Genomic DNA, 21,303 nt, shown 5'->3' with positions numbered 1-21,303 from the left:
AGAATTTTCGAGAATCGTATGTGTTTCACTGTTTAGTTATCAAGGTTGTCTGTCTTGCGACAGCTTTTTTTACTTTATCACATCTCTTTTTCTTTGTCAAGCACTTTTTTCAATTTTTTTTCAAAGTTTTTCGAACTCTTCCGGATTTCGGAACTGTTCTTCCGATCTGTGATTGTCGGCTCTGTTCAAGCGACTTGATTACTTTAACATATTCATTTTAAGTTGTCAAGTACTTTTTTAATTTCTTTTTTTCTTTCAGAAATCATCTTAAATTGTCTCTTTTCAAGAAACAATTATTTCCGACAGCTTAACTAATATAACACCGAAAGCAGTCCCTGTCAACAGTTAATTTTATAATTTGACAAACTTTTTATATTTTCACCCTAATCTCCACTAAATTCCCAACAGACATCCAGTCTATCTGACACCGGAATTCCAACCATCCTCCCCATCTATCCTTCCTATATTGTAGCACCCACATACCATATATACACAACCCCCCCAGCTTTTCCGTCCCATTCATACTATATATAGGAAACTTTTCTATTCCGCCAAACTAACAAACCACCATCCCGCTTCTCTTTCAGCCATCTCTGTCACAGCCAACAGCCAGCAAGCTCAAATCATTCTCTTCGGCGACATTTGCAGGGCCTTTAGAAAAACTTAGCCCCGGGAAATCTGCGTTATTCGCAGATCACTCACTGTCTGAGCCGCTTCGCGGCGAGTTTGAGTTATCTGTGAATGCTTTTAGCAGATTTTCCGGGGCTTAGCTTTTCTTAAGTCCCGAAACCGAGCCGAAGAGAATGATTTGAGCTTGCGTCCCTCTTACCTGATCTTCCCGAGCTTAGTTTTTCTTAAGACCCGAAGTCAAGCCGAAGAGAATGATTTGAGCTTGCGTCCCTTTCATCTGGAATAAAACCCACTCTCAACCTCCACCGGAATCACCCTTTCCTCAATCCCCTCAATCTCAATAAACCTCTGCCGCCCCAACATCTCCACCATCTGCGCAAGCAGCTCCCTGCTCCCCTGCGCCTCCATCTCAACGCGGTCATCCCAGTTATTTCTCACCCAACCGGTAACCCCCAAAGAACTGGCAATATAACAGGCCCGATAGCGAAATCCAACTCCCTGCACTCTCCCCGAAAACCAATAATGCTTCCTTATCAGATTCTCTCTCATCTCCGAACCTTTCCCATCCTGAACATCATGCTTTTTCCAGACTCCCCGGCCTTTCTCATACTCCTCAGCAATCTCCTCACCTGTCTCAGAATCCTGCAGAAACGTTCTGTACTTCTTTCTCTTAAAATCAAATATACTCAACAGCAACCCTCTCTCACAGCTACTGTGCCGGCAACTTGATTTCCCGAACATTCTCATGTCTTTCCTGCCAGCCTGTTTCAGGAATCACTCTGCCGCCACACTACAATCACACCCTGATCACAAATCCGTCTTTTCTCGCTTTCGCTTTCGGATATTCCCCGGAGCGATAACCAAGCACACAATGACCAATTCCAACATAAGACTCCGGCACACCCCACTCTGCCTTCAATGCCTTTCCTTCTTCAGAAGCAAACACCTCTCTTGCACGATGAATCCAGCAGGAATCAACCCCAAGGGCATGAGCAGCATTCATCAGATTTCCCATAACCAGACTTCCATTTTCCACACATGTAGGCATATTACTGTCTGCAAAGACCACAACAACTGTCGGTGCCCCATAGAACGGATCACTCTCAGTCCCCATCACATCCGCATTCATTTTAGAAAGCTTCGCAACAAGTTCCGGATTCTGTGTTACTACCATAAGTGTACCCTGTTGTCCCATTCCGCTTGGTGCGTATTCCCCTGCTTCAAGAATTTCATTCAACACTTCTTCCGGCACCAGATCTTCTTTATAACCACGTACACTTCTTCGCTCCAAAAGATTTTTTATTGTTTCATTCATGTCTCATATCCTCCTGTATTTATTTTCATCACTGTCAAAGCAACATTACTGTCCACCACGTTCTCAGCAACACAGTCAGGCAACAATATCTTCCTATATTATAGCACTACATCTACCAAAACTCACCTGTATTTCCCATAATTTTCAGGCAAATTTCCTTGCCCCTGCATCACAACTGGTCTATAATAAAGAACAGACTAACATGAGGTATAAAACTATATGAACAAAAAAGAAATTTCTGAAATCAAGAAACAGTTCACTCCCGAGAACTGTTCTCTCACCCGCATCTGCGGATGTTACGTTGACGGAGAAAAGAATAAAAAAACCGAACTGAAAGAAGCATTTCTCTCTTTATCAGAAGAAGAAATGTTCAAATACTTTGAAATTTTCCGCAAATCCCTTTCCGGAACAATAGGAAAAAATCTGATGAACATGGAATTTCCTCTCGAGCAGGAAACGGAGGGCGGAACTCAACATTTTCTTATGAAACTGAGAGAAAGCAAACTGACCGATGATGCACTGGTAGAAAGTTTCTACGATAAGATCATTGAAAACTATGATTATCCCGAAAACTACTACATCATCCTGATCCATGGAGTATATGATATCCCCGGAAAGTCTTCCGACGGTGCAGAAATGTTTGATGCATCTGATGAGATTTATGAGCACATCATGTGCTGTATCTGTCCTGTAAAACTCTCTAAGGCAGGTCTTTGCTACAATGCCGAAACCAACAGCATCCAGGACCGTATCCGCGACTGGATCGTGGAACTTCCGGATGTTGCTTTCCTTTTCCCGCAGTTTAACGACCGCAGCACTGATATCCATGGTGTCCTTTATTATAGTAAAAATGCAAACGAGCTTCGGGATATTTTTATCGATGAACTGCTTGGATGTACAGCACCTCTTTCTGCAGGAGGACAGCGTGATTCCTTTAACGCACTGGTTGAAGATACTCTGGGCGACGACTGCAGATATGACACTGTATTAAGCATTCACGAGAAATTAAACGACCTGATCGAATCACAGAAGGATGAGCCGGAACCTGTAGTTCTGACCAAATCTGAGGTAAAACGCCTCTTTGAAGAATGCGGCGTAGAAGATGAAAAACTACAGTCATTTGATGAACAATACGAGATCACAGCCGGGGAAAAATCCTCTCTGGTTGCTTCCAACATCACCAATACAAAAAGATTCGAGATCAAAACCCCGGATGTTGTAGTCCACGTAGATCCTGAACGTGCTGATCTTGTGGAAACACGCGTAATTGACGGACGCAAGTGCCTTGTGATCCCAATGGAAGGCGAAATTGAACTGAACGGAATCCGCGTACATACAGGAAATGAAAATCCTTCTGATGACGAATTTTATGACAATACAGATACTGAGACAGAGGAGACATCTGATGGAGAATAATCGTAAACTCTTATTTTTTGACATTGACAAAACCCTGTTAACCCCTTACCCATGGACAGTTCCGGACAGTGCGAAACAGGCTTTAAAAGAAGCCCGCTATAATGGTCATCTCCTTTTCATCAATTCCGGACGTACCTATACAATGATTCCGGAAATCATTAAAGAAATGGGATTCGACGGCTATGTATGCGGATGCGGCAGCCAGATTTATATGAATGAAGAGCTTTTGTTTTCCAGTTCTATTCCAAATCCGCTTTGCCGTAAAACAACAGAATTACTGCGGGAATGCAGAATTCCTGCGTTTTTTGAACGCCCGGATAAAATTTTATATGACAGCAGTTCATGTGCTGTTCCTGAAACTGTTCAGAAGCTGAAAGCAGAAGTTATAGTAGAAGATCTGGCTCTCTACCCGCCCGAAACATACAACCATTTTACATTTGACAAGTTTCTGGCTTTTCCGTCTGCTGATTCTGATATGGAAACTTTCCGCAAATTTGTAGATGAACATTTTCTGTGTTTCATACATGAAGACAAGGCCTGGGAACTGACTCAGAAAAATCTCAGCAAAGCAACCGGAATCCGGTTTCTGGCAGACCGCCTTGGGGTTCCGGTCAAAGACACCTATGCATTCGGCGACAGCACGAACGATCTTCTTATGCTGCAGTTCGCCGGAAACAGCATCGCAATGGGCGACTCGGATCCCCTGATCCTGCCTCACTGCACTTACCAGACAACCGATATAGAGGACAACGGAATTGCCAATGCTTTGAAGCATTTCCATCTCATTTAGCAGAACATACAAAATAACGTATTATCATATCTCTATTTATATGTGTTATTTTTGCATATTTAGGAGAATGATTTCGGATTTATTTAAACTTAAAAACAGCTATGTGAAAACACTCAGGTTTTCATCATAGCTGTTTTAATTTACAATACTCAATTCCTATCAGCAGGCTACTGACAGTTCGGATTTTCTTATTTAGCTGCTTCTGTCGGTGTTGCTTCCGGTGTTTCAGTAGTTTCTGCTGCTTCTTCCTCTGCCGCAGGTGTCTCAGTCACATCTGTATCTTCTGCTGCAGGTGTTTCTGTAACTTCCTCTGTTTCCGGTGTTGGAGTTGCCTCTTCTGTCACTTCAGGTGTCGGTGTTTCCGGAACCGGGGTAGGAGTCGGTGCCATGAAGGTATGTTTGTCAGTAATCTTAAGTGTCTTAATGACTTTCTTAACCGCCTTTACATCTGCCTCATCCAGCCATTTAGCAGTTGTATCTGTAAAATAGGTACTTTCTTTGGAATTCTGAAGAGATTCTCGCTTGGAAGCTGTGGCATCTTCATCATTGATCTTGTCAAGTCTTACTACATAGTATCCTGTGTCAGTCTCAATAATATTGTCTGCAACTTCTCCGTCCTTCAGTCCTCGCAGAACCTTCAGAACCTCATCCGGATATGCCTCGCTGCCGGAATCTTTATCCTCATCTTTGCTCTCTTTGGTTGTAAAGTTACCCTGTACTGCAGAATAACTGTCATCTACACCCTTGGCAATCTCACTCATATCTGCTGTAGGATCCTCTTTCATCTTATCCAGAATCTCCTGAGCCTGTTCTTTCTTAGTCTTTTTCTCCTCATCAGTTATATCATCACCGCTTGTAGAGATACTTACATAAGTGAAGGTTGTCTGATTCGCTTCATCATCAGAAACTGTGATCTTTCCTTCTGCTACAACCGGATCATACATCTTCTTCTGAATTGTCTGAAGCTCCAGAAGTGTTTTTACCTGATCTTCCGTTACCGCAAGTTCCTTAATTGTCTCTTCACTGTTTGCAGCCATAAACTGTGATGCTGCATCTGCGATCGCTGCCTCATCATCATCTGTAAGCTCTACGTTATAATCCGCAGCCTTCTCTTTGAGAATATACATCTTCTCAACAGACTCCAGACTGCTTGTCACTGCCTGATCACCATAAGTCTCATCTGAATCATCACCTGCTGTCTGATCCCAGATATTATCTGCACTTCCCATATAATTTAAATACATGGTTGTTGTCTGCTGCTGCTGTTCGCGGGCATAAAGACTTACAACTCCAAGCGGAATATCTGTTCCGTCAACAGTAGCCACTGTCTTTGTTCCATCTAATGTTTTACTTCCACAGCCGGAAAGCATACCAACTGACATCACACCTGCCAGTGTCACAACGGCTGTTCTCTTTACCATTTTTTTCATTTCTTCCTCCATATTATCAATCTGGTCTTTCTTCCATACCACTTTCCCAGAATGTACTGTTATTAGAGTATAAACTTTTTTCCTGCGAAGGGCAAGGCAAATCGAAAAATATGTAGTATATTTCACATATTTTCCGCCATGCTCTTAAGTTCCTCTGCAAATTCCGTCAATGCCAGGATCAGATTCCCCTGTGGTTCCAGGATAAATTTCGGTTCCTGCTCATTCTTAAACTGCAGACCTCTTCTGTATTTCTGCATAAGAGCCGGAAAGCCTTCTGTATTCAGCCTTGCTTTCTCATAAAGGGTAAACCGGACTGTTTTTCCAGTCTGCTTTATTTCCGTTACGTACCCCTGATGAGCAATCGCCTTTAACTTCGCAATCGCCAGAAGATTCAGCACTGCCTTTCCGGGTTCTCCGAAACGGTCCAGAAGTTCTTCCAGCATATCATCATAATCCTGTTGTGTCTCAATCCCCGCAATTCTTTTATAAATATCCAGCTTCTGAAATTCATTACTGATGTAGGAATCAGGAATATACGCATCAACATTCAGATCAACTGATGTCTCGAAATCCTCCATTGTATGGATACCCTTCGCCTCTTTCACTGCTTCATTGAGCATCTTACAATAAAGATCATATCCAACCGCATTCATATGTCCATGTTGCTGCGCACCCAGCAGATTTCCGGCACCTCGAAGTTCCAGATCTCTCATTGCAATCTTAAATCCGCTTCCCAGATCCGTATACTCGCGGATCGCAGCCAGACGCTTCTCAGCCGTCTCCTTCAGCATCACATTCTTTCTGTACATCAGAAACGCATAGGCAGTTCTATTGGAACGCCCGATCCTTCCCCGAAGCTGATAAAGCTGAGAAAGCCCGTATCTGTCTGAATCATGGATAATCATAGTATTTACATTGGAAATATCCAGCCCTGTCTCAATGATCGTGGTGGAAACCAGCACATCAATATCCCCGTTTACAAAGGAATACATCACATTCTCCAGTTCCCTCTCACTCATCTGGCCATGAGCAAAATCCACCCTTGCGTCCGGCACCAGCTTCGCAATACGCAGGGCAACATCTGCAATATCCGTCACTCGATTATAAACATAATAAACCTGTCCGCCTCTGCGCAATTCCCTGTTGATAGCCTCTCGGACCGTCTCTTCATCATATTCCATAACATATGTCTGGATCGGCATTCTGTCCATAGGAGGCTCCTCCAGGACACTCATATCCCGGATTCCGATCAGGCTCATATGAAGAGTACGAGGAATGGGCGTTGCAGTCAGTGTAAGGACATCCACATCCTTCTTTAACTGCTTGATTTTTTCCTTATGCGTAACTCCAAACCGCTGTTCCTCATCAACGATCAACAGGCCAAGATTTTTGAACTGTACGTCTTTGGAAAGGATTCTGTGCGTTCCAATGATCACATCCACCTGACCTTTTTTCAGATCTTCGATTGCCTTCTTCTGTTGTGCCGGGGTCCGGAATCTGCACAACAGTTCCACACGTACCGGAAATTCCTTCATCCTCTGCACAAAGGTATTATAAATCTGCTGCGCAAGGATCGTTGTAGGTGCAAGATAAGCTACCTGTCTGCTCTCCTGTACTTCCTTAAATGCGGCACGCAGCGCCACTTCTGTTTTGCCGTATCCCACATCCCCGCAGATAAGCCGGTCCATAATCCTGGTACTCTCCATATCACGTTTGGCATCCTCAATAGCACTGAGCTGATCCTCTGTCTCTTCATATGGAAACATTTCTTCAAATTCTCTCTGCCATACAGTATCAGGACCACAGACATATCCTTCCTTTTCCTGACGCACTGCATAAAGCTCTACCAGTTCTTTTGCAATATTTTTAACTGCCCCACGAACCTTGCTCTTTGTTTTATTCCACTCCTGAGTACCAAGTTTGTTCAGCTTCGGAGCCTTTGAAGCATCTGCCCCTGAATATTTCTGCAGACAGTCAAGCTGAGTAGCAGGAATATAGAGATTGCTTCCGCCTCTGTATTCAATTTTAATATAATCTTTAACGATCCTGTCTACTTCAACTTTTTCAATTCCTCGGTAAATACCAAGACCATGCTTTTCATGGACAACAAAATCGCCGATAGAAAGCTCCGCAAAATCCTGAATACGGCTTCCACTGTAATTTTTTTTCTTCTTTTTCTTCTTCTGTTCCTGTCCAAAAATGTCAGATTCTGTCATTACCGCAAACTTGATCAACGGGTATTCAAAGCCCTTCTTTGCATGGCCATAAACCACCATGATCTCGCCCGGACAGATCTCCCTGTCATAATCTTGTCCATAAAAGGCTGCCAGTCCCTCTTCCTGAAGATCCTTTGCCAGCCTCTCGGCCCTTGTGCGGGAACCGGAAAGCAACGCGATCCTGTATCCCTGTTTCTTATACTGATGAAGATCTTTTACCAGAAGTTCAAAACTGTTGTTATAAGCGCTGATTGATTTTACCTCCAGGTAAAATTTCTCCCGCACTTTCCAGCCTGCCTGTTTCGGTTCCAGCGCACATACAGAAATACAGTTGCGTTTATTCAGTTCTTTTTGAAGCTGTTCAAAAGAACAAAGCCAGTTTTCCGGCAGATTCCGGCTGCCTTTTTCCTCTCTGTGCATACGGCTCTGTCTGTACTCTTCTTCTACAGCCCCGCCTTTCTCAGTCAGTCGGTTTGGTTCATCCAGAAAGATTATGGTTCTTTCCTCCGGAAAATAATCCAGGAAGGAAACCATATCCTTGTCCCCTATATGCTCCACCGCCGGATAGATCGTAAGTTCTTCCAGATTTTCCAGAGAACGCTGACTCTCCGGATCAAAACTCCGGATAGAATCAATCTCATCTCCCCAAAGCTCGATTCTCCATGGATTTTCCTCAGTGAGACAGTAAATATCCACAATACCGCCACGCACAGAGAACTGCCCCGGCATTTCCACCTGTCCTACCCGCTCGTAACCTAAAGCCACCAGCTGGTTCTTCAGCTGTTCTGTGTCTACGGTGCTGTCACTTTCGTAATGAATCAGCTGTTCTTTTATCTTTTCCAGAGATTCCAGAAAATCCATACATCCGTCAATACTTGTAACAACTGTCAGTTCTTTCTCTTCCAGTAACGCCTTAATGACCTTCATCCTCTGACGTATCAGCAGATTTCCATGGATATCTGCCTGAAAGAACAGAAGATCTTTCGCAGGATAAGAATACACTTTTCTGTCATAAAATCTGTAATCTTCATAAATTTCTCTGGCGCGGCGTTCGTCCTCCGCCAGGATCAGACGATAAGGCGCAATCCCGGAAAGTCCGTACATCAGATGAGATTTCTGCGATTCCATACACCCCGAAACCTGCAGGATTCCCTTATTCGTTTTGCTTTTTTCTTTAATCTGTTCAAACTCTGCAAGCCCCTGCAGAGGTGTTAAAAATGCTTTCATCTTCACCCCTCATGATCCTTCGACGTAATAAAAGCGGCTTCTGTTTCCAGTTACCGCTTTCTATACCTTTTGCTGAACAATCATCTGTTTCCTGTCTGCTTATTTCTGTACAGGTACTTTTCTGTTATATTCGTTCATGGCTGCATCTGTACCCTGTGAGATTATGATATCCACAGCCTTTGCCGCCTTTGTTATTGCTTCATCCACAAGTTTCCTGTCTTCTGTGGAAAATCTGCCAAGTACATGATCTGCCAGATCCCATCCCTTCGGCTTTGCACCAACTCCTACTTTGATACGGAGAAATTTCTCTGTGCCAAGCTGGCGGATAATGTCTTTGATCCCGTTATGTCCGCCGGCACTTCCCTGCTTGCGGATGCGAAGCTGCCCGGGTTCCAGATCAATATCATCATAAATAACAATAAGCTCTGATTCCGGATCAATTTTAAAATAATTCGCCATCTCACGAACAGGACCGCCACTCAGGTTCATAAAAGAAAGCGGCTTCATAAGAATCACTTTCTCTCCGCCGATCATGGTTTTACCGTACATGGCATTAAATTTCACACCACCCTGAGGGACATTGTAATCCTCTACCAGACGGTCAACGGTATCAAATCCCATATTATGGCGTGTTGCTTCATACTGTTTCCCGGGATTTCCCAGGCCAACTACTAAATACATATATGTGTCTCCTGCTTAATTTAACACCATTTTCCGGAATTACCATACCTGTCCTGATGTCAAATTTATTTTTTACATACTCTAAAGTGTGTTCAAAAAACCAATCCTGCAAATTGTAACGCACATCTTGCGGAAAGCATTTTTCAAACACACGCTAAGATAATTAATTAAAATATACCATCTCTTCCTTAAGCGGCTCGCATTCTTTCACATCACTTGCATAAAGAACAATGCCCTCACCCTGATATTCTGTACGGTTCTCAAATGCGACCTTCGCTGTTACTTCTACCCAACTGCCCTCTTTGATATGCGGTGCATAATCGCTTCTGCACACGTATCCAAGGAAAGTGGTATCATCTGCGCAGCAGGTCATTGCCACACGTCCCGGAACAAAGAATTTACTTCCCATTCCACGTGGTTTCATGACACGTCCTTTAAAGCGGACAATTTTGTCTACATATTTATCCGGATTATCCATGGCATCCACAAACCAGATACCATAATCTTCCGGTGGAATCTCAATGATCGGTGCATTGATATCAAACGGCATCTCATCCTGGAAAATGTCATCCATCTCGCCCTCTTCATTTTCAAAGATAACCTCTGCACTCTGATTTGCAACCTTGATCCCACGTCTGTATGCAGGAAGCGGATCTCCCTCTTTACAGCGGTTAAATACAACCATATCTGTATTTCTGATCATATCCATGAACAGAGATTTCATGTTTGCCATATAAACCTGATAAGTAGTTGCATCCACACAGGTAATCTCCTGCTCAATTCCCCAGCCTTCCGGAAGCTCCATCTGCTCAAACTTACTTACAAGCCACATTCCGTTGTACTCGATCACAACACGCTCCGGCTGATGGATGATATCCATGGCAGCCAGACGCTGTGGTGTCAGATCTTCTTCATCCTCGATCACTTCCACAACTGTGTTTGTAAGTTTCAGTTTATCCATATCATATTCTTCTTCGCCTTCTTCGCAAAGAATCAACAGAGTTTTGCCGTCAATGGCAAAATACTCCTGCTGCAGTGTAAAATCCAGGAAAGTAGTCTTTCCGCTTTCCAGGAATCCCGTAACCAAATAAATGGGAACTCTGATATCATCCATCATATAATTTATTCCTTTATCTTTATTCTGATTCTGTTATTATCTGCCGAAATCATTCAGTCGCGCATCTATGACGAGGATTTCACACTCTGATGAGCTGAATCCAGATGCAGTATTTTAGAGGATTGCCATAAATCGCTGTTTCCTCATAATCATTATGCAAGCCCGAATAATTCTGCAAGCTTATCTTCTTTCAGTTTGGAGCCGATCACGCAGAGACGACCTGTGTATTCCGGTGCACCTTCACGGATCTCTGTTTCCTCCGGAACCATGTCAAAATAAATCCATGTTCCGTCTTCTGCAGGAAGCATTCCCTTTGCACGAAGAATAATACCGTAATCTTCAGAAGCTGAAAGAGCCTCAAGCATCTTCTCAAGACCTTCTCTTGTGTATTTCTTAATCGTCTCACGTCCCCAGCTTGTAAATACCTCATCTGCGTGATGATGGTGATGATCATGATGATCATGTCCGCAGCCGCATTCATGGTCGTGATCGTGGTGATGATGCTCATGTTCCTCATGATCATGTCCACAGCCGCATTCATGGTCGTGGTCATGGTGATGATGTTCATGTTCTTCGTGATCATGTCCACAGCCACATTCATGATCATGGTCGTGATCGTGATGATGATGCTCTCCATGTTCATGTACATGTCCGCACTCCGGGCATACCTCTTCCTCAGACATCAGTTCTTCCTCAAGAGATACCGGTTTCTCCATAACCTCAAGGATTTTCTTTCCGTCCAGTTTCTCAATCGGAGTGGTGATGATAGCAGCTTTCGCATTAATTCCACGAAGAAGTTCCATTGCCTGCTGTGCTTTCTTCTCATCAATGATATCTGTACGGCTCATGATAATCGCACCTGCATATTCAACCTGATTATCAAAGAACTCACCAAAGTTTCTCATATACATTTTGCACTTCTTTGCATCAACTACAGTTGTATAGCTGTTCAGAACGATATCCACATCTCCCTGAACACCCTGTACTGCCTTGATAACATCTGAAAGTTTACCAACACCTGATGGCTCGATCAGGATTCTGTCCGGATGATATTTGTCCACAACCTCTTTCAGAGAAGTGCCGAAATCTCCCACTAATGAACAGCAGATACATCCGGAATTCATTTCACGGATCTGGATTCCCGCTTCCTTCAGGAAACCACCGTCAATACCAATCTCACCAAATTCGTTCTCGATCAGTACAACCTGCTCATCTGCATAAGCCTCTTTCAGAAGTTTCTTAATCAATGTAGTTTTACCGGCTCCAAGGAAACCGGAAATAATATCAATCTTAGTTGCCATTGTCTTATTTCTCCTCTTCGTTAAAATTTATATTTCTGAATAACTGCCATATAGCCGTCATTTTTTATATTCTGCCATTTTTATGAACAAACAGAATAACTTTTGGAACTGCCATCATTATCTGTCTGTTTATATATTTACCTATAACGTACTCATTATACATAAGATATCCAATGTATTCAAGTCTGCCATCAACGCACTTTGACCAGGAAACGCCTGTGCCCCCTGGTTTACAAATATCCTGCAGCTGTTCAATACCTTCAGAACAACCTGCCTGTTCACATCAAAGAAAGGGGCATGATCCACCATCATGCCCCCGCCTGTATACACTAATGATCAACCATTGATCATAAAGCTCATTAATTTATCAATATCGTCTTTCTCATAAGCAACGATCTCAAGTTCCGGAATCTCTCCGCCTGAGAAAATGTTTGCCAGAGATACATACTGGGATAATTTAGATTTAAGGTTCAGTCTGTCACCTTCGCCTGTTACTAATTCTACTCTGCCTTCGCAGCTGTCAACTACAGCAAAAAATTTATCGATGTCTTTAATGTTAGATACTTTCATGTTCATTCTCCTTTCAACATGGAAACCATTATTCTCTCTATTCCTTGTGTTCGCGATAATTATAACGCAGATAAATTTCAAAAGCAATTATTTATATTTCACGAATTTTTCATATATTATCATGCTTACTCTGCAATATTGTCAAATAAATAACATACCCCTGACAATAATCCTCTCAGATATTTACATATATCCCGAAATCATCCCGAAAAATTAATATGTAAAAATCGCAACCCCATAAGCCGGCAACGGATATGCGAAGGAAAACTCTCTGTTATCACATTCCTGTTTCACTGCCTTAAATGTCTTTGGCTGCTCCAGAAGTCCATTCTCGTCCATGATCAGCTTGTACTGTTTTTTCTTCGGAACACCAACCCTGTAATCCGGACGGTCAACAGGTGTAAAGTTAACTATGTAAAGAATATTGTTTCTCTTTGTAGGAGACTTTCTCACAAAGCTGAAAATACTTCTGTCCCCGTCATCCGCATTGATCCACTCAAATCCTTCCGGATTATTATCACCGGCATAAAGTGCCGGATATTTCTTATAAATAGTCAGGAGATCATGCACATAATTCTGAAGTTCCTTGTGTGGCTCTTCATTCAGAAGGAACCAGTCAAGTTCTCTCTCCTCACTCCATTCACGAAGCTGTCCGAATTCCTGTCCCATGAACAGAAGCTTCTTACCCGGATGGCAGTTCATAAATGAATAGGCAGCCTTTAAATTCCTGAATTTGTCCGGTAATTCTCCCGGCATCTTCTCAAGCATGGAGCATTTCAGATGAACCACCTCATCATGAGAAAGAACTAATACATATCTCTCACTGTATGCATATGACATGGAGAAAGTCATCTTATTATGATTAAATTTACGGAAATACGGATCCAGCTTCATATATTCCAGGAAGTCATTCATCCATCCCATATTCCACTTCAGACTAAAACCAAGTCCGTCCTTCTCTGCATCCCCTGTAACCATCGGCCATGCAGTAGATTCCTCAGCGATCATCACAGTTCCATGATTCCTTCCAAGAACTACTGTATTCAGATGCTTAAAGAATTCAATAGCCTCCAGATTCTGATTTCCGCCATATTTATTTGCGATCCATTCTCCATCCTTCTTACCATAATCAAGATAAAGCATGGAAGCAACAGCATCCACACGAAGTCCGTCTACGTGGCACTCCTCCACCCAGTAAAGGGCATTTGCGATCAGGAAGTTCTTAACCTCCGGGCGTCCGTAATTATAAATCTTGGTACCCCAGTCCGGATGTTCTCCCTGTCTCGGATCTGCGTGCTCATACACTGCGGTTCCGTCAAAGTTCGCAAGACCATGGGCATCTTTCGGAAAATGTGCAGGTACCCAGTCAAGGATAACTCCAATCTTATTCTGATGTAAATAATCCACCATATACTTGAAATCCTGCGGCGTTCCATATCTGGAAGTCGGTGCATAATATCCGGTCACCTGATATCCCCAGGAACCGTCAAAAGGATGCTCTGCGATTCCCATAAGCTCTACATGGGTATATCCCATTTCCTTCACATAAGCTGCCAGGGCATGTGCGAATTCTCTGTAATTATAAAATCCTTTTTCATTTTCCTCTGACTGCGGATGTTTCTTCCATGAACCCGGATGAACCTCATAGATTGCCATAGGCTCTACCTGCTCATCAAACTTCTCTCTGTTCTTGATCCATGTGGCATCCTTCCATTTATAGTCTGTGATATCTGTGATCCTGGAGGCTGTACCCGGACGGAGTTCAGCTTCATTTGCATAGGGATCTGCCTTATAAAGCTTCTCTCCATGCGCACCCACGATAAAGAATTTATACAGCTGTCCGATCTTTGCCCCCGGAATAAATACCTCATAAACACCGATCGGACCAACCTTCTCCATCGGGTTTGCTTCTTCCTCCCAGTCATTAAATTCACCGATTACAGAAACAGACTGTGCATTCGGCGCCCAGACCGCAAAATATACACCCTTTTTTCGTCTGTATGTAGTCGGATGGGCACCCAGTTTCTTATATACTTCATAATTGGTTCCCTGTCCAAATAAATATTGATCCAAATCCGTAAATTTCATACTCACACCCATCTGGAGTCCTCCCTTAACTTCGGTTTCTATCTTTTTTGCAGATACTGATTCCATAAAATAATACTGTAACAGGATATCTTACGTTACTGTTCACTCCATTCTCAGTAACGTAGCCAAAGTTCATTCCAGATTGCCTGCGGCAATGGAATTTTGGCGTATGAACAGTAACTATCTTACAGCAAGTTCAATCAGGAATACGAACTGACTTTTAGTCATTCTATAAGCCTTATTATACCAACGGACATTCCATACGTCAATTAAAAATATGTGTATATTTAACAATTTTTTTATATATTTTATGTGTTTTTTGTAAAAAACATAAAGAGCAAAGAAGTACCATTGCTCTCTTCTTTGCTCTTTCGTATATTCGTAATTACTCTGTATGGTCCACACTGCAGGATTGCATATGTTTTTATTCCGTTCCATCTCCGTAATCTACAGAATCATCACTGTAATCTTCCGAATCATCTGAACTTCCATCATCATAACTTCCGTCATCCGAACTTCCATCATCATAACTTCCATCGTCTGAACTTCCATCCGAATAATCCCCACTTCCGTCTGAGGAATCTGTGCTTCCGTCAGAAGAATCTGTTCTTGCATCAGATGTACCATCTGTTCCGTCTGCAGAAGCTGCTGCATCGGAACCGCCCTGATATCCCGGCACATCTCCATTACTGAGTGTACTCGGCCAGAAATCCACATAACATGCATTCTGTAAGGTCACATTCTTGGCTTCTGCCATCTCACTTACTGTTACAAGCTTATATCCCTGTGCAATAAGATCCGGTATCAATCTCAAAGCAGCCTTTACAGATGGCTCATGAATATCATGCATCAGGATGATAGTTCCATCTGTCAGATCTCCATTCATTACTGCACTGTAATCCGCATCTGCATCCAAAAGTTTCCAGTCTTCTGTGTCCAGTGACCACATAAAGAACGGCTTATTTACAGTATTATAAATATCTGAATTTCCGTCCCCGTAAGGCGCACGCGCCACACTCGCAGCCTGGCCACATGCCTGAATCAATGCGTCATCTGTATCAGAGAACTGCTTTGCAACTGCATCAAGATCAATTGTCGTCAGCTGTGTATGATCCCAGGAATGACTTCCAATCTCACATCCAAGTTCAAGCATACGTTTTGGTGCATCCGGATATGAACTGACATTCTGACCAAGCATAAAGAATGTTGCATGAGCATTATTCTGTTCCAGACAATCCAGTAATTCATCTGTATACTCTCCCGGACCATCATCAAAAGTCAGTGCCAACATCGGACGTACCTTACTCGGATCATAAGATCCGTCTTCATTAAAGTAATAATCCTTCACTCCCTTTTCTACCCATCCTGTCTGTATATATCCGTTTCCGTCAAAAGAATAGGTAACACCATCTATATCCTGAAATCCATTTGAAAAATATGTACCGTCTGTATTCTGATACCACTTTCCGTTAGCATCCTCATGCCATCCGGCTGTCATCGCGGCAACCTTATCTGTATCTGATTTACCCTTCAATGGCTGTCTCACAGCAGCATCGGAATTTGCCTGAACTTCCTCTGTATCTGCCTGAGCCTGCACAGTCTGATCACTGCTTCCGCCTCCGGCTACATGATGTGCGATCGGAATAATAATTCCTCTCACCACAAACACCACCGCCAGGATCATGCCAATAACACAAAGTCCGATCTTTGTATAATGCCTGATCATCATCTGGCGTTTTTTTCTGCGCATTCTTTCGCGCAACACCCTCTTATCCATGGTTTCCTTTCCCCGCTTCTTTTTGTTAATTAGTCCTTAACAACGTACATTACAGTACGGAGTAATCCACTTTTATCAATAATCATAACTCATTTATCAGGTAAATACAATGCCAATTATTCACTCTGATCAACATCTTCCGTACCTAATTCCTCTTCCAGATTCTCATCTACATCTGAATTGTCCTGTCCGGAATCATCAGTATCTTTATCTGATACATTCTGATCACTGTCCTGTTCTGCATTTTCTACCGCAGCATCTGCATCATCTGCCAGCACATCACCGTTTGCGACTTTCTCACTCACACTCGCATTTTTTATAATGAACTCCTCCACTCTGAGAAGTCCGACTGATTCATCTACATAATCCTGTCCGTAAGTTCCAACCAGCTCTGCAATACTGGAAACACCCATCTGTTCTACCAGTTTATCCTGCAGCTGAAGGCTCTCTTTGTCGTCAAGTGACAGTCCCTCTGCATCCATAATCCCCTGCACGATCAGGTTCTGCTTAACCTTACCCTCTGCATACTGCTGACATTGTTCATCAAAATCATCCTGCGAAATACCCTGACTGTCTGTAAACTCTTCCAGAGTCATGTCGGCCTGTTTTGCATAAACTTCCATACTCTTCTTAAATTCAGAAACAGCCTTATCCACATCTTCCTGTGGGTATTCTTTTACTTCAGAGTTCTCAAGCACTGTACTCCATGCAGTATTCTTAAGAACCTCCTGCGCAGATTCCTTTGCGTTTTTCTCAAGTTCACCGCGAATACTCTCACGATAATCATCTACTGTTGTATAATCAGTGTTCTTTGCAACCCATTCATCTGTAAGTTCTCCTTCACGCCGCACGTTCTGCACCGTAACCTTGTATATAACTTCCTTACCTGCCAAAGTTTCGTCTGCATAGTCTGACGGGAAATCAATTTTAATCTCCTTTGTGTCACCCTTTTTCATCCCGATCACACCATTTTCAAACTCCTCAAACATCTGTCCGTCGCCGATCACAAAGTCATAGTTATTGGCAGTACCACCGTCAAAAGTCTGTCCGTCTTTAGTGCCTGTATAATTTACAGTCACCAGATCCCCTTCTTTTGCCGCATCAGATACAGGTTCTGCCTTATCTTTCAGATTCTCATCGATCTGCGCCTGTACATCATCGTCAGTGATCGCATCCACCGTATTGTCCAGAGTCAGTCCTTTATATTCTCCGATCGTAATATATTTCTCTACATTCTCAACAGAAACAAGACGCGTAGTTCCTGTCTCTGCTTTCTTCCCGTCAGCAGCTCCTTCTGTCTTTGTACCGTCTGTGATAACAGCACCGCCATCACCACACGCAGATGCTGTCAGTGCAAAACAAACTGCAAGCATGGCAAGATATATTTTTTTCTTCATAATAATCAATACTCCCTTCTACATTCCAGGTACCGGAGTTGGTCTTGAAGAATCCCATACTTCCGATACATCAAAAAGATCACTGAGCATTTCCGGATTATAATACATTCTGTATCCATCCAGATTTCTTCTTCCCTGTCGAAAATAATCATCTGTAATCTGTACAAAATACTGACTGGAATCTACATTACAGAAATAGCGGTATCCCTGACTCTTATAAAACTCATATTTCTCATTGTCTGCCGAATATCCTTCCCAGCTTCCGATATCCGCACCAAATGCAAAAATGATCATATCTGTTTCTCCAAGTATGGGAGCCACATATTTCTTCCATTTTTTATCATCTCTTTTCAGATCATCCAGAGAAGTGGCAGCCACATCCTTATGTCCCCATGTATGGCTTGCAAATTCCCAGCCTTCTGCCTTCATAGCCTTAGCTACCTTTTTTGCATTTTTCACTTCCTGCTTATAGTTAAAATCCGGATGATCTTTCAGGAATTTTTTCTGATCATCCTGCAGTTTTTTTCCGGTCTTATATGCAATATCCGTACGATATCCCAGAACACCGTCATAACCTGTCATTGCAAGGATTCCCTTTCTTCCATGATAGGAAAAATCCGGATGTTCTTTTACAAAAGTATCGATCAGTGGAACCATATCATAATCCCCTGTGGAAACACTTCCGTCATCCTCAATATATTCGTTCTTAACCTCACCATTGGAATCCACTACAAGTTTCGATGCGAAACCATCTCCGTCCATATAGTGATAATAACTTACATCATCCTGAGAAAGCACAAATGGAATTTTTCCCGGCGGCAGCATAATACTGCCTCTGGACATAGTTCCGTCCTCATTGATAACCGCCATGTCGTGCGGACTGACCATGACATATCCCTTATCATACATACTCTGTATGATTTTGTTAAACTCATCAATTGTTGTCATATACTGGTTATATCCATTACTGTCTGAATCCCCGTCAAATGCTCTGGCAGTGTCTTTGATCAGTGTATGGAAGAACACGTGCGTGATCTGCTCCAGCGGATATTCTGTACAGGTGGCTTTCGTATTTTCGTAATCCGAAACTGCACTCTGCATATCCGTATTACTTTCGTAATCCGGCTGACTCTTAAGCAGTTCTATGGCGCCATCATAATCATACTGTACAGCCATAAGCGCTGCCTGCTCCATAGGATTTTCCTGTTTCTCATCTGCCTCTTCTGTATCTTCGTTGTCAGTCTGCTCTCCCTCATTCAGACCATCATCCTGCTGTGTATCTTCTGTACTTTTCTCTGTATCAGCATCCTGTTCATCAATTGTCTGCTGTTCTGTTTTTTTCTCAGTTTCCACATTTTCAGCTCTGGAACTCAGAAATGGAATATCCTGTTCAAACGGAATGAGCCCACATCCGCTTACTCCTAACGAAATACTCAAAATAGCTGCTGTTACACATGCTATCCTTTTTCTCATATATTGTCCCCTTTCAGTTATGCACAGCGATCATACTCACCCCATGGTTGGAACCGGCACCGGTCTGGAAGAATCAAACACAGACTGTGCATCAAACAGATCTGAGAGAAGTTCCGGATTATAGTACATTCTGTATCCGTCCAGATTTCTTCTTCCCTGCCGGAAATAATTACTGCGGATCTGCACAAAATACTGGCTTGAATCCACATTACAGTAATAATTATAGCCCTGGCTCTTAAGATATTCGAACTTCTCCCCCGAATAATCTTCAACACTGGTAAGATCTGCTCCAAATGCAAAAATAATAATATCTGTTCCGCCTATCAGAGGATCAACATTCTCTTTAAACTTCTGTGTATCTGCCTGTAATCTCTCCAGACTGATCTGACTTACATTCTGATGTCCCCATGTGTGGCTTGCAAACAGCCAGCCTTCATCTTTCATAGCCTGCGCTACTCTGGCTGCATTTTCTCTCTCTGTATTCAGATTAAAATCCGGATGCTCATCCAGCCATTTTACTTTATCTGCATCCAGATCATCCGGACGGGTTTCATAACTGCTGTCTGTGCGATAACCAAGAATTCCATTGTAACCGGTAAGGGCAACAATTCCTTTAGCACCTCTGTAAGAAAAATCAGGATGTTCCTCTACAAAACGATCGATCAGAGGAACCATATCATAATCGCCTACGGAAATACTGCCATCATCTTCCACATATTCATTGCGGATTTTTCCTTCCTCATCTACGATAAGTTTGGTTGCAAATCCGTCCCCGTCCATATAATGATAATAACACACATCATCCTGCGAAAGCACAAACGGTACTTTACCCGGAGGAAGGAGAATCTCCCCTGCATTCATATTCCCATTCTCATCCGCTGTCGCCATGTCATAAATGCTGACCATGACATATCCCTTATCATACATGCTCTGAGTAATCTGGTTAAATTCATCAATCGTTGTCATAACCTGATCGTAATCTCCTGACTTGTAATCCCCGTCAAAAGCCTTACCGGTATCTTTGATCAGAGTATGATAAAAGACGTGTGTCACCTGGTCTAACGGCCAGGAAACGCAGGATTCCTTCTTTTTCTGATAAACCTTAACCGCATGCTGAAACTTCTCACTTGTCTGATAAGTCTCACTGTTTTGCAGCATACTTATGGCCTTATCATAATCATACTGTTTTGCAGCATACTTTGCCTGCCTGTAAAGAGTTTTGTCCTCTTCACTCAGTCCATCCGTATCCTGAACTTCAGGTGTCACCGCATTCTCAGCTTCTGCCTCTGCATTTGTCTGCTGAGCTGTTTTTTCTTCTTCTGTTTTCCTGTCTGCAGATTTCACCATCTGCGCAATCTTAACCTGCTGCTCACTGACAAAATTCTGCAGTTCTTCCCCGTAAAATCCTATTCCAATCCCAATTGCAGCGGCCGCCGCCACCACTATGCAGCCTGCGATACGCAGTCTTTTTTTTCTGCGGCGAAGTTTATTGCGGCGTTCCAGTCTGGCTGCCCTACGGGCTTCATAAGCTTTATTATCATCAAAAAAGAAATCTTCGTCCTCGCTTGCTGCCGGAGGTTCTTCGTTTATCTCTTCTGTATTTGGTTTTTCTTCATTTAGTTTTTCTACATTTGATTTTTCTGCATTTGGTTTTTCTGCATTTAGCTCTTCTGCCTTTAGTTCTTCTGCATTTGGTTCTTCTGCATTTAGTTCTTCTGCATTTGTCTTTTCTGTATTTACTTTTTCCTTATCTGAAAGTCGCTCCTCTTTCTTCTCAGAGTCGGGCTTTAATTCGCTCATGCTTTTCTCCTTTTTATCATATCCGTTTTTTACTCACAAATTATTCTGTCACAAAATAACTCCACAATTCCCGTT

16 protein-coding genes are annotated in these 21,303 nt (G+C 42.7%); 3 read left to right on the top strand and 13 right to left on the bottom strand.

Annotation, left to right across the window (positions count from 1 at the left end):
- Positions 1 to 903: 903 nt before the first annotated feature.
- Both LI074_RS13970 and LI074_RS13965 read right to left on the bottom strand, forming a co-directional pair.
- Positions 904 to 1,179 carry an acylphosphatase gene (locus LI074_RS13970; protein WP_029677159.1) on the bottom strand — a complete coding sequence of 92 codons (276 nt, stop codon included), beginning with the start codon at positions 1,177 to 1,179 and terminating at the stop codon, positions 904 to 906.
- 247 nt (positions 1,180 to 1,426) lie between these two features.
- Entirely contained in the window at positions 1,427 to 1,945 is a 519-nt protein-coding gene (locus LI074_RS13965) for a nitroreductase family protein (RefSeq protein WP_022379958.1), read from the bottom strand.
- A 219-nt stretch (positions 1,946 to 2,164) separates the two neighbouring features.
- On the opposite strand from LI074_RS13965, the gene LI074_RS13960 reads away from it, so the two are divergent.
- Together LI074_RS13960 and LI074_RS13955 are read left to right on the top strand one after the other, a co-directional pair.
- Entirely contained in the window at positions 2,165 to 3,361 is a 1,197-nt protein-coding gene (locus LI074_RS13960) for a DUF4317 domain-containing protein (RefSeq protein ID WP_055058658.1), read from the top strand.
- Positions 3,351 to 4,151, top strand: coding sequence for an HAD family hydrolase (locus LI074_RS13955; protein WP_173698293.1), 801 nt, complete (start codon positions 3,351 to 3,353; stop codon positions 4,149 to 4,151). The genes LI074_RS13960 and LI074_RS13955 overlap by 11 nt, the downstream gene beginning before the upstream one ends.
- 188 nt (positions 4,152 to 4,339) lie before the next feature.
- Here the strand turns inward: LI074_RS13955 and LI074_RS13950 are convergent, their stop codons facing one another.
- The 3 genes from LI074_RS13950 to pth form a co-directional block, all read right to left on the bottom strand.
- Positions 4,340 to 5,581: a peptidylprolyl isomerase gene (locus tag LI074_RS13950; protein WP_243868835.1), complete on the bottom strand. Its 1,242-nt coding sequence runs from the start codon at positions 5,579 to 5,581 to the stop codon at positions 4,340 to 4,342.
- Positions 5,582 to 5,703: 122 nt separating this feature from the next.
- Complete coding sequence (gene mfd / locus LI074_RS13945) at positions 5,704 to 9,024, bottom strand: transcription-repair coupling factor (RefSeq protein WP_055058660.1); 3,321 nt, start codon at positions 9,022 to 9,024, stop codon at positions 5,704 to 5,706.
- Between the two features lie 99 nt (positions 9,025 to 9,123).
- A complete protein-coding gene (gene pth, locus LI074_RS13940; protein WP_055058661.1) occupies positions 9,124 to 9,705 on the bottom strand; it encodes an aminoacyl-tRNA hydrolase in 582 nt (193 codons plus the stop codon).
- 63 nt (positions 9,706 to 9,768) lie between these two features.
- On the opposite strand from pth, the gene LI074_RS18225 reads away from it, so the two are divergent.
- Positions 9,769 to 9,876 (top strand): DUF6783 domain-containing protein, encoded by a 108-nt coding sequence (locus LI074_RS18225; RefSeq protein ID WP_368199811.1) that lies wholly within the window; start codon positions 9,769 to 9,771, stop codon positions 9,874 to 9,876.
- Here the strand turns inward: LI074_RS18225 and LI074_RS13935 are convergent.
- The 8 genes from LI074_RS13935 to LI074_RS13900 all read right to left on the bottom strand — a co-directional run bounded on the left by LI074_RS13935 (position 9,869) and on the right by LI074_RS13900 (position 21,228).
- Positions 9,869 to 10,819 carry a TIGR03943 family putative permease subunit gene (locus tag LI074_RS13935; RefSeq protein WP_008707706.1) on the bottom strand — a complete coding sequence of 317 codons (951 nt, stop codon included), beginning with the start codon at positions 10,817 to 10,819 and terminating at the stop codon, positions 9,869 to 9,871. The two genes, LI074_RS18225 and LI074_RS13935, sit on opposite strands and share 8 nt — an antisense overlap.
- A 155-nt stretch (positions 10,820 to 10,974) precedes the next feature.
- Entirely contained in the window at positions 10,975 to 12,123 is a 1,149-nt protein-coding gene (locus tag LI074_RS13930; RefSeq protein ID WP_022379953.1) for a CobW family GTP-binding protein, read from the bottom strand.
- A gap of 336 nt (positions 12,124 to 12,459) precedes the next feature.
- Positions 12,460 to 12,693, bottom strand: coding sequence for a hypothetical protein (locus LI074_RS13925; RefSeq protein ID WP_020993301.1), 234 nt, complete (start codon positions 12,691 to 12,693; stop codon positions 12,460 to 12,462).
- Positions 12,694 to 12,906: 213 nt separating this feature from the next.
- A complete protein-coding gene (gene glgB, locus LI074_RS13920) occupies positions 12,907 to 14,793 on the bottom strand; it encodes a 1,4-alpha-glucan branching protein GlgB (RefSeq protein WP_173697318.1) in 1,887 nt (628 codons plus the stop codon).
- A 412-nt stretch (positions 14,794 to 15,205) separates the two neighbouring features.
- Positions 15,206 to 16,558 (bottom strand): polysaccharide deacetylase family protein, encoded by a 1,353-nt coding sequence (locus tag LI074_RS13915; protein WP_173698292.1) that lies wholly within the window; start codon positions 16,556 to 16,558, stop codon positions 15,206 to 15,208.
- Positions 16,559 to 16,674: 116 nt separating this feature from the next.
- On the bottom strand, positions 16,675 to 17,955 hold the full coding sequence (tig, locus tag LI074_RS13910; protein ID WP_055058665.1) for a trigger factor: 1,281 nt from the start codon (positions 17,953 to 17,955) through the stop codon (positions 16,675 to 16,677).
- 18 nt (positions 17,956 to 17,973) lie between these two features.
- Positions 17,974 to 19,428 carry a polysaccharide deacetylase family protein gene (locus LI074_RS13905; RefSeq protein ID WP_055058666.1) on the bottom strand — a complete coding sequence of 485 codons (1,455 nt, stop codon included), beginning with the start codon at positions 19,426 to 19,428 and terminating at the stop codon, positions 17,974 to 17,976.
- Between the two features lie 36 nt (positions 19,429 to 19,464).
- Positions 19,465 to 21,228, bottom strand: a complete 1,764-nt coding sequence (locus LI074_RS13900; RefSeq protein WP_320443423.1) for a polysaccharide deacetylase family protein — start codon at positions 21,226 to 21,228, stop codon at positions 19,465 to 19,467.
- Positions 21,229 to 21,303 lie beyond the last annotated feature (75 nt).

The sequence above is a fragment of the Blautia sp. MSK18_10 genome (assembly GCF_020553185.1).
GTDB lineage: Bacteria > Bacillota > Clostridia > Lachnospirales > Lachnospiraceae > Blautia_A > Blautia_A wexlerae.
The sequence above is the reverse complement of the archived record's forward strand: the minus strand, read 5'-3'. Positions and strand labels throughout refer to the sequence as shown.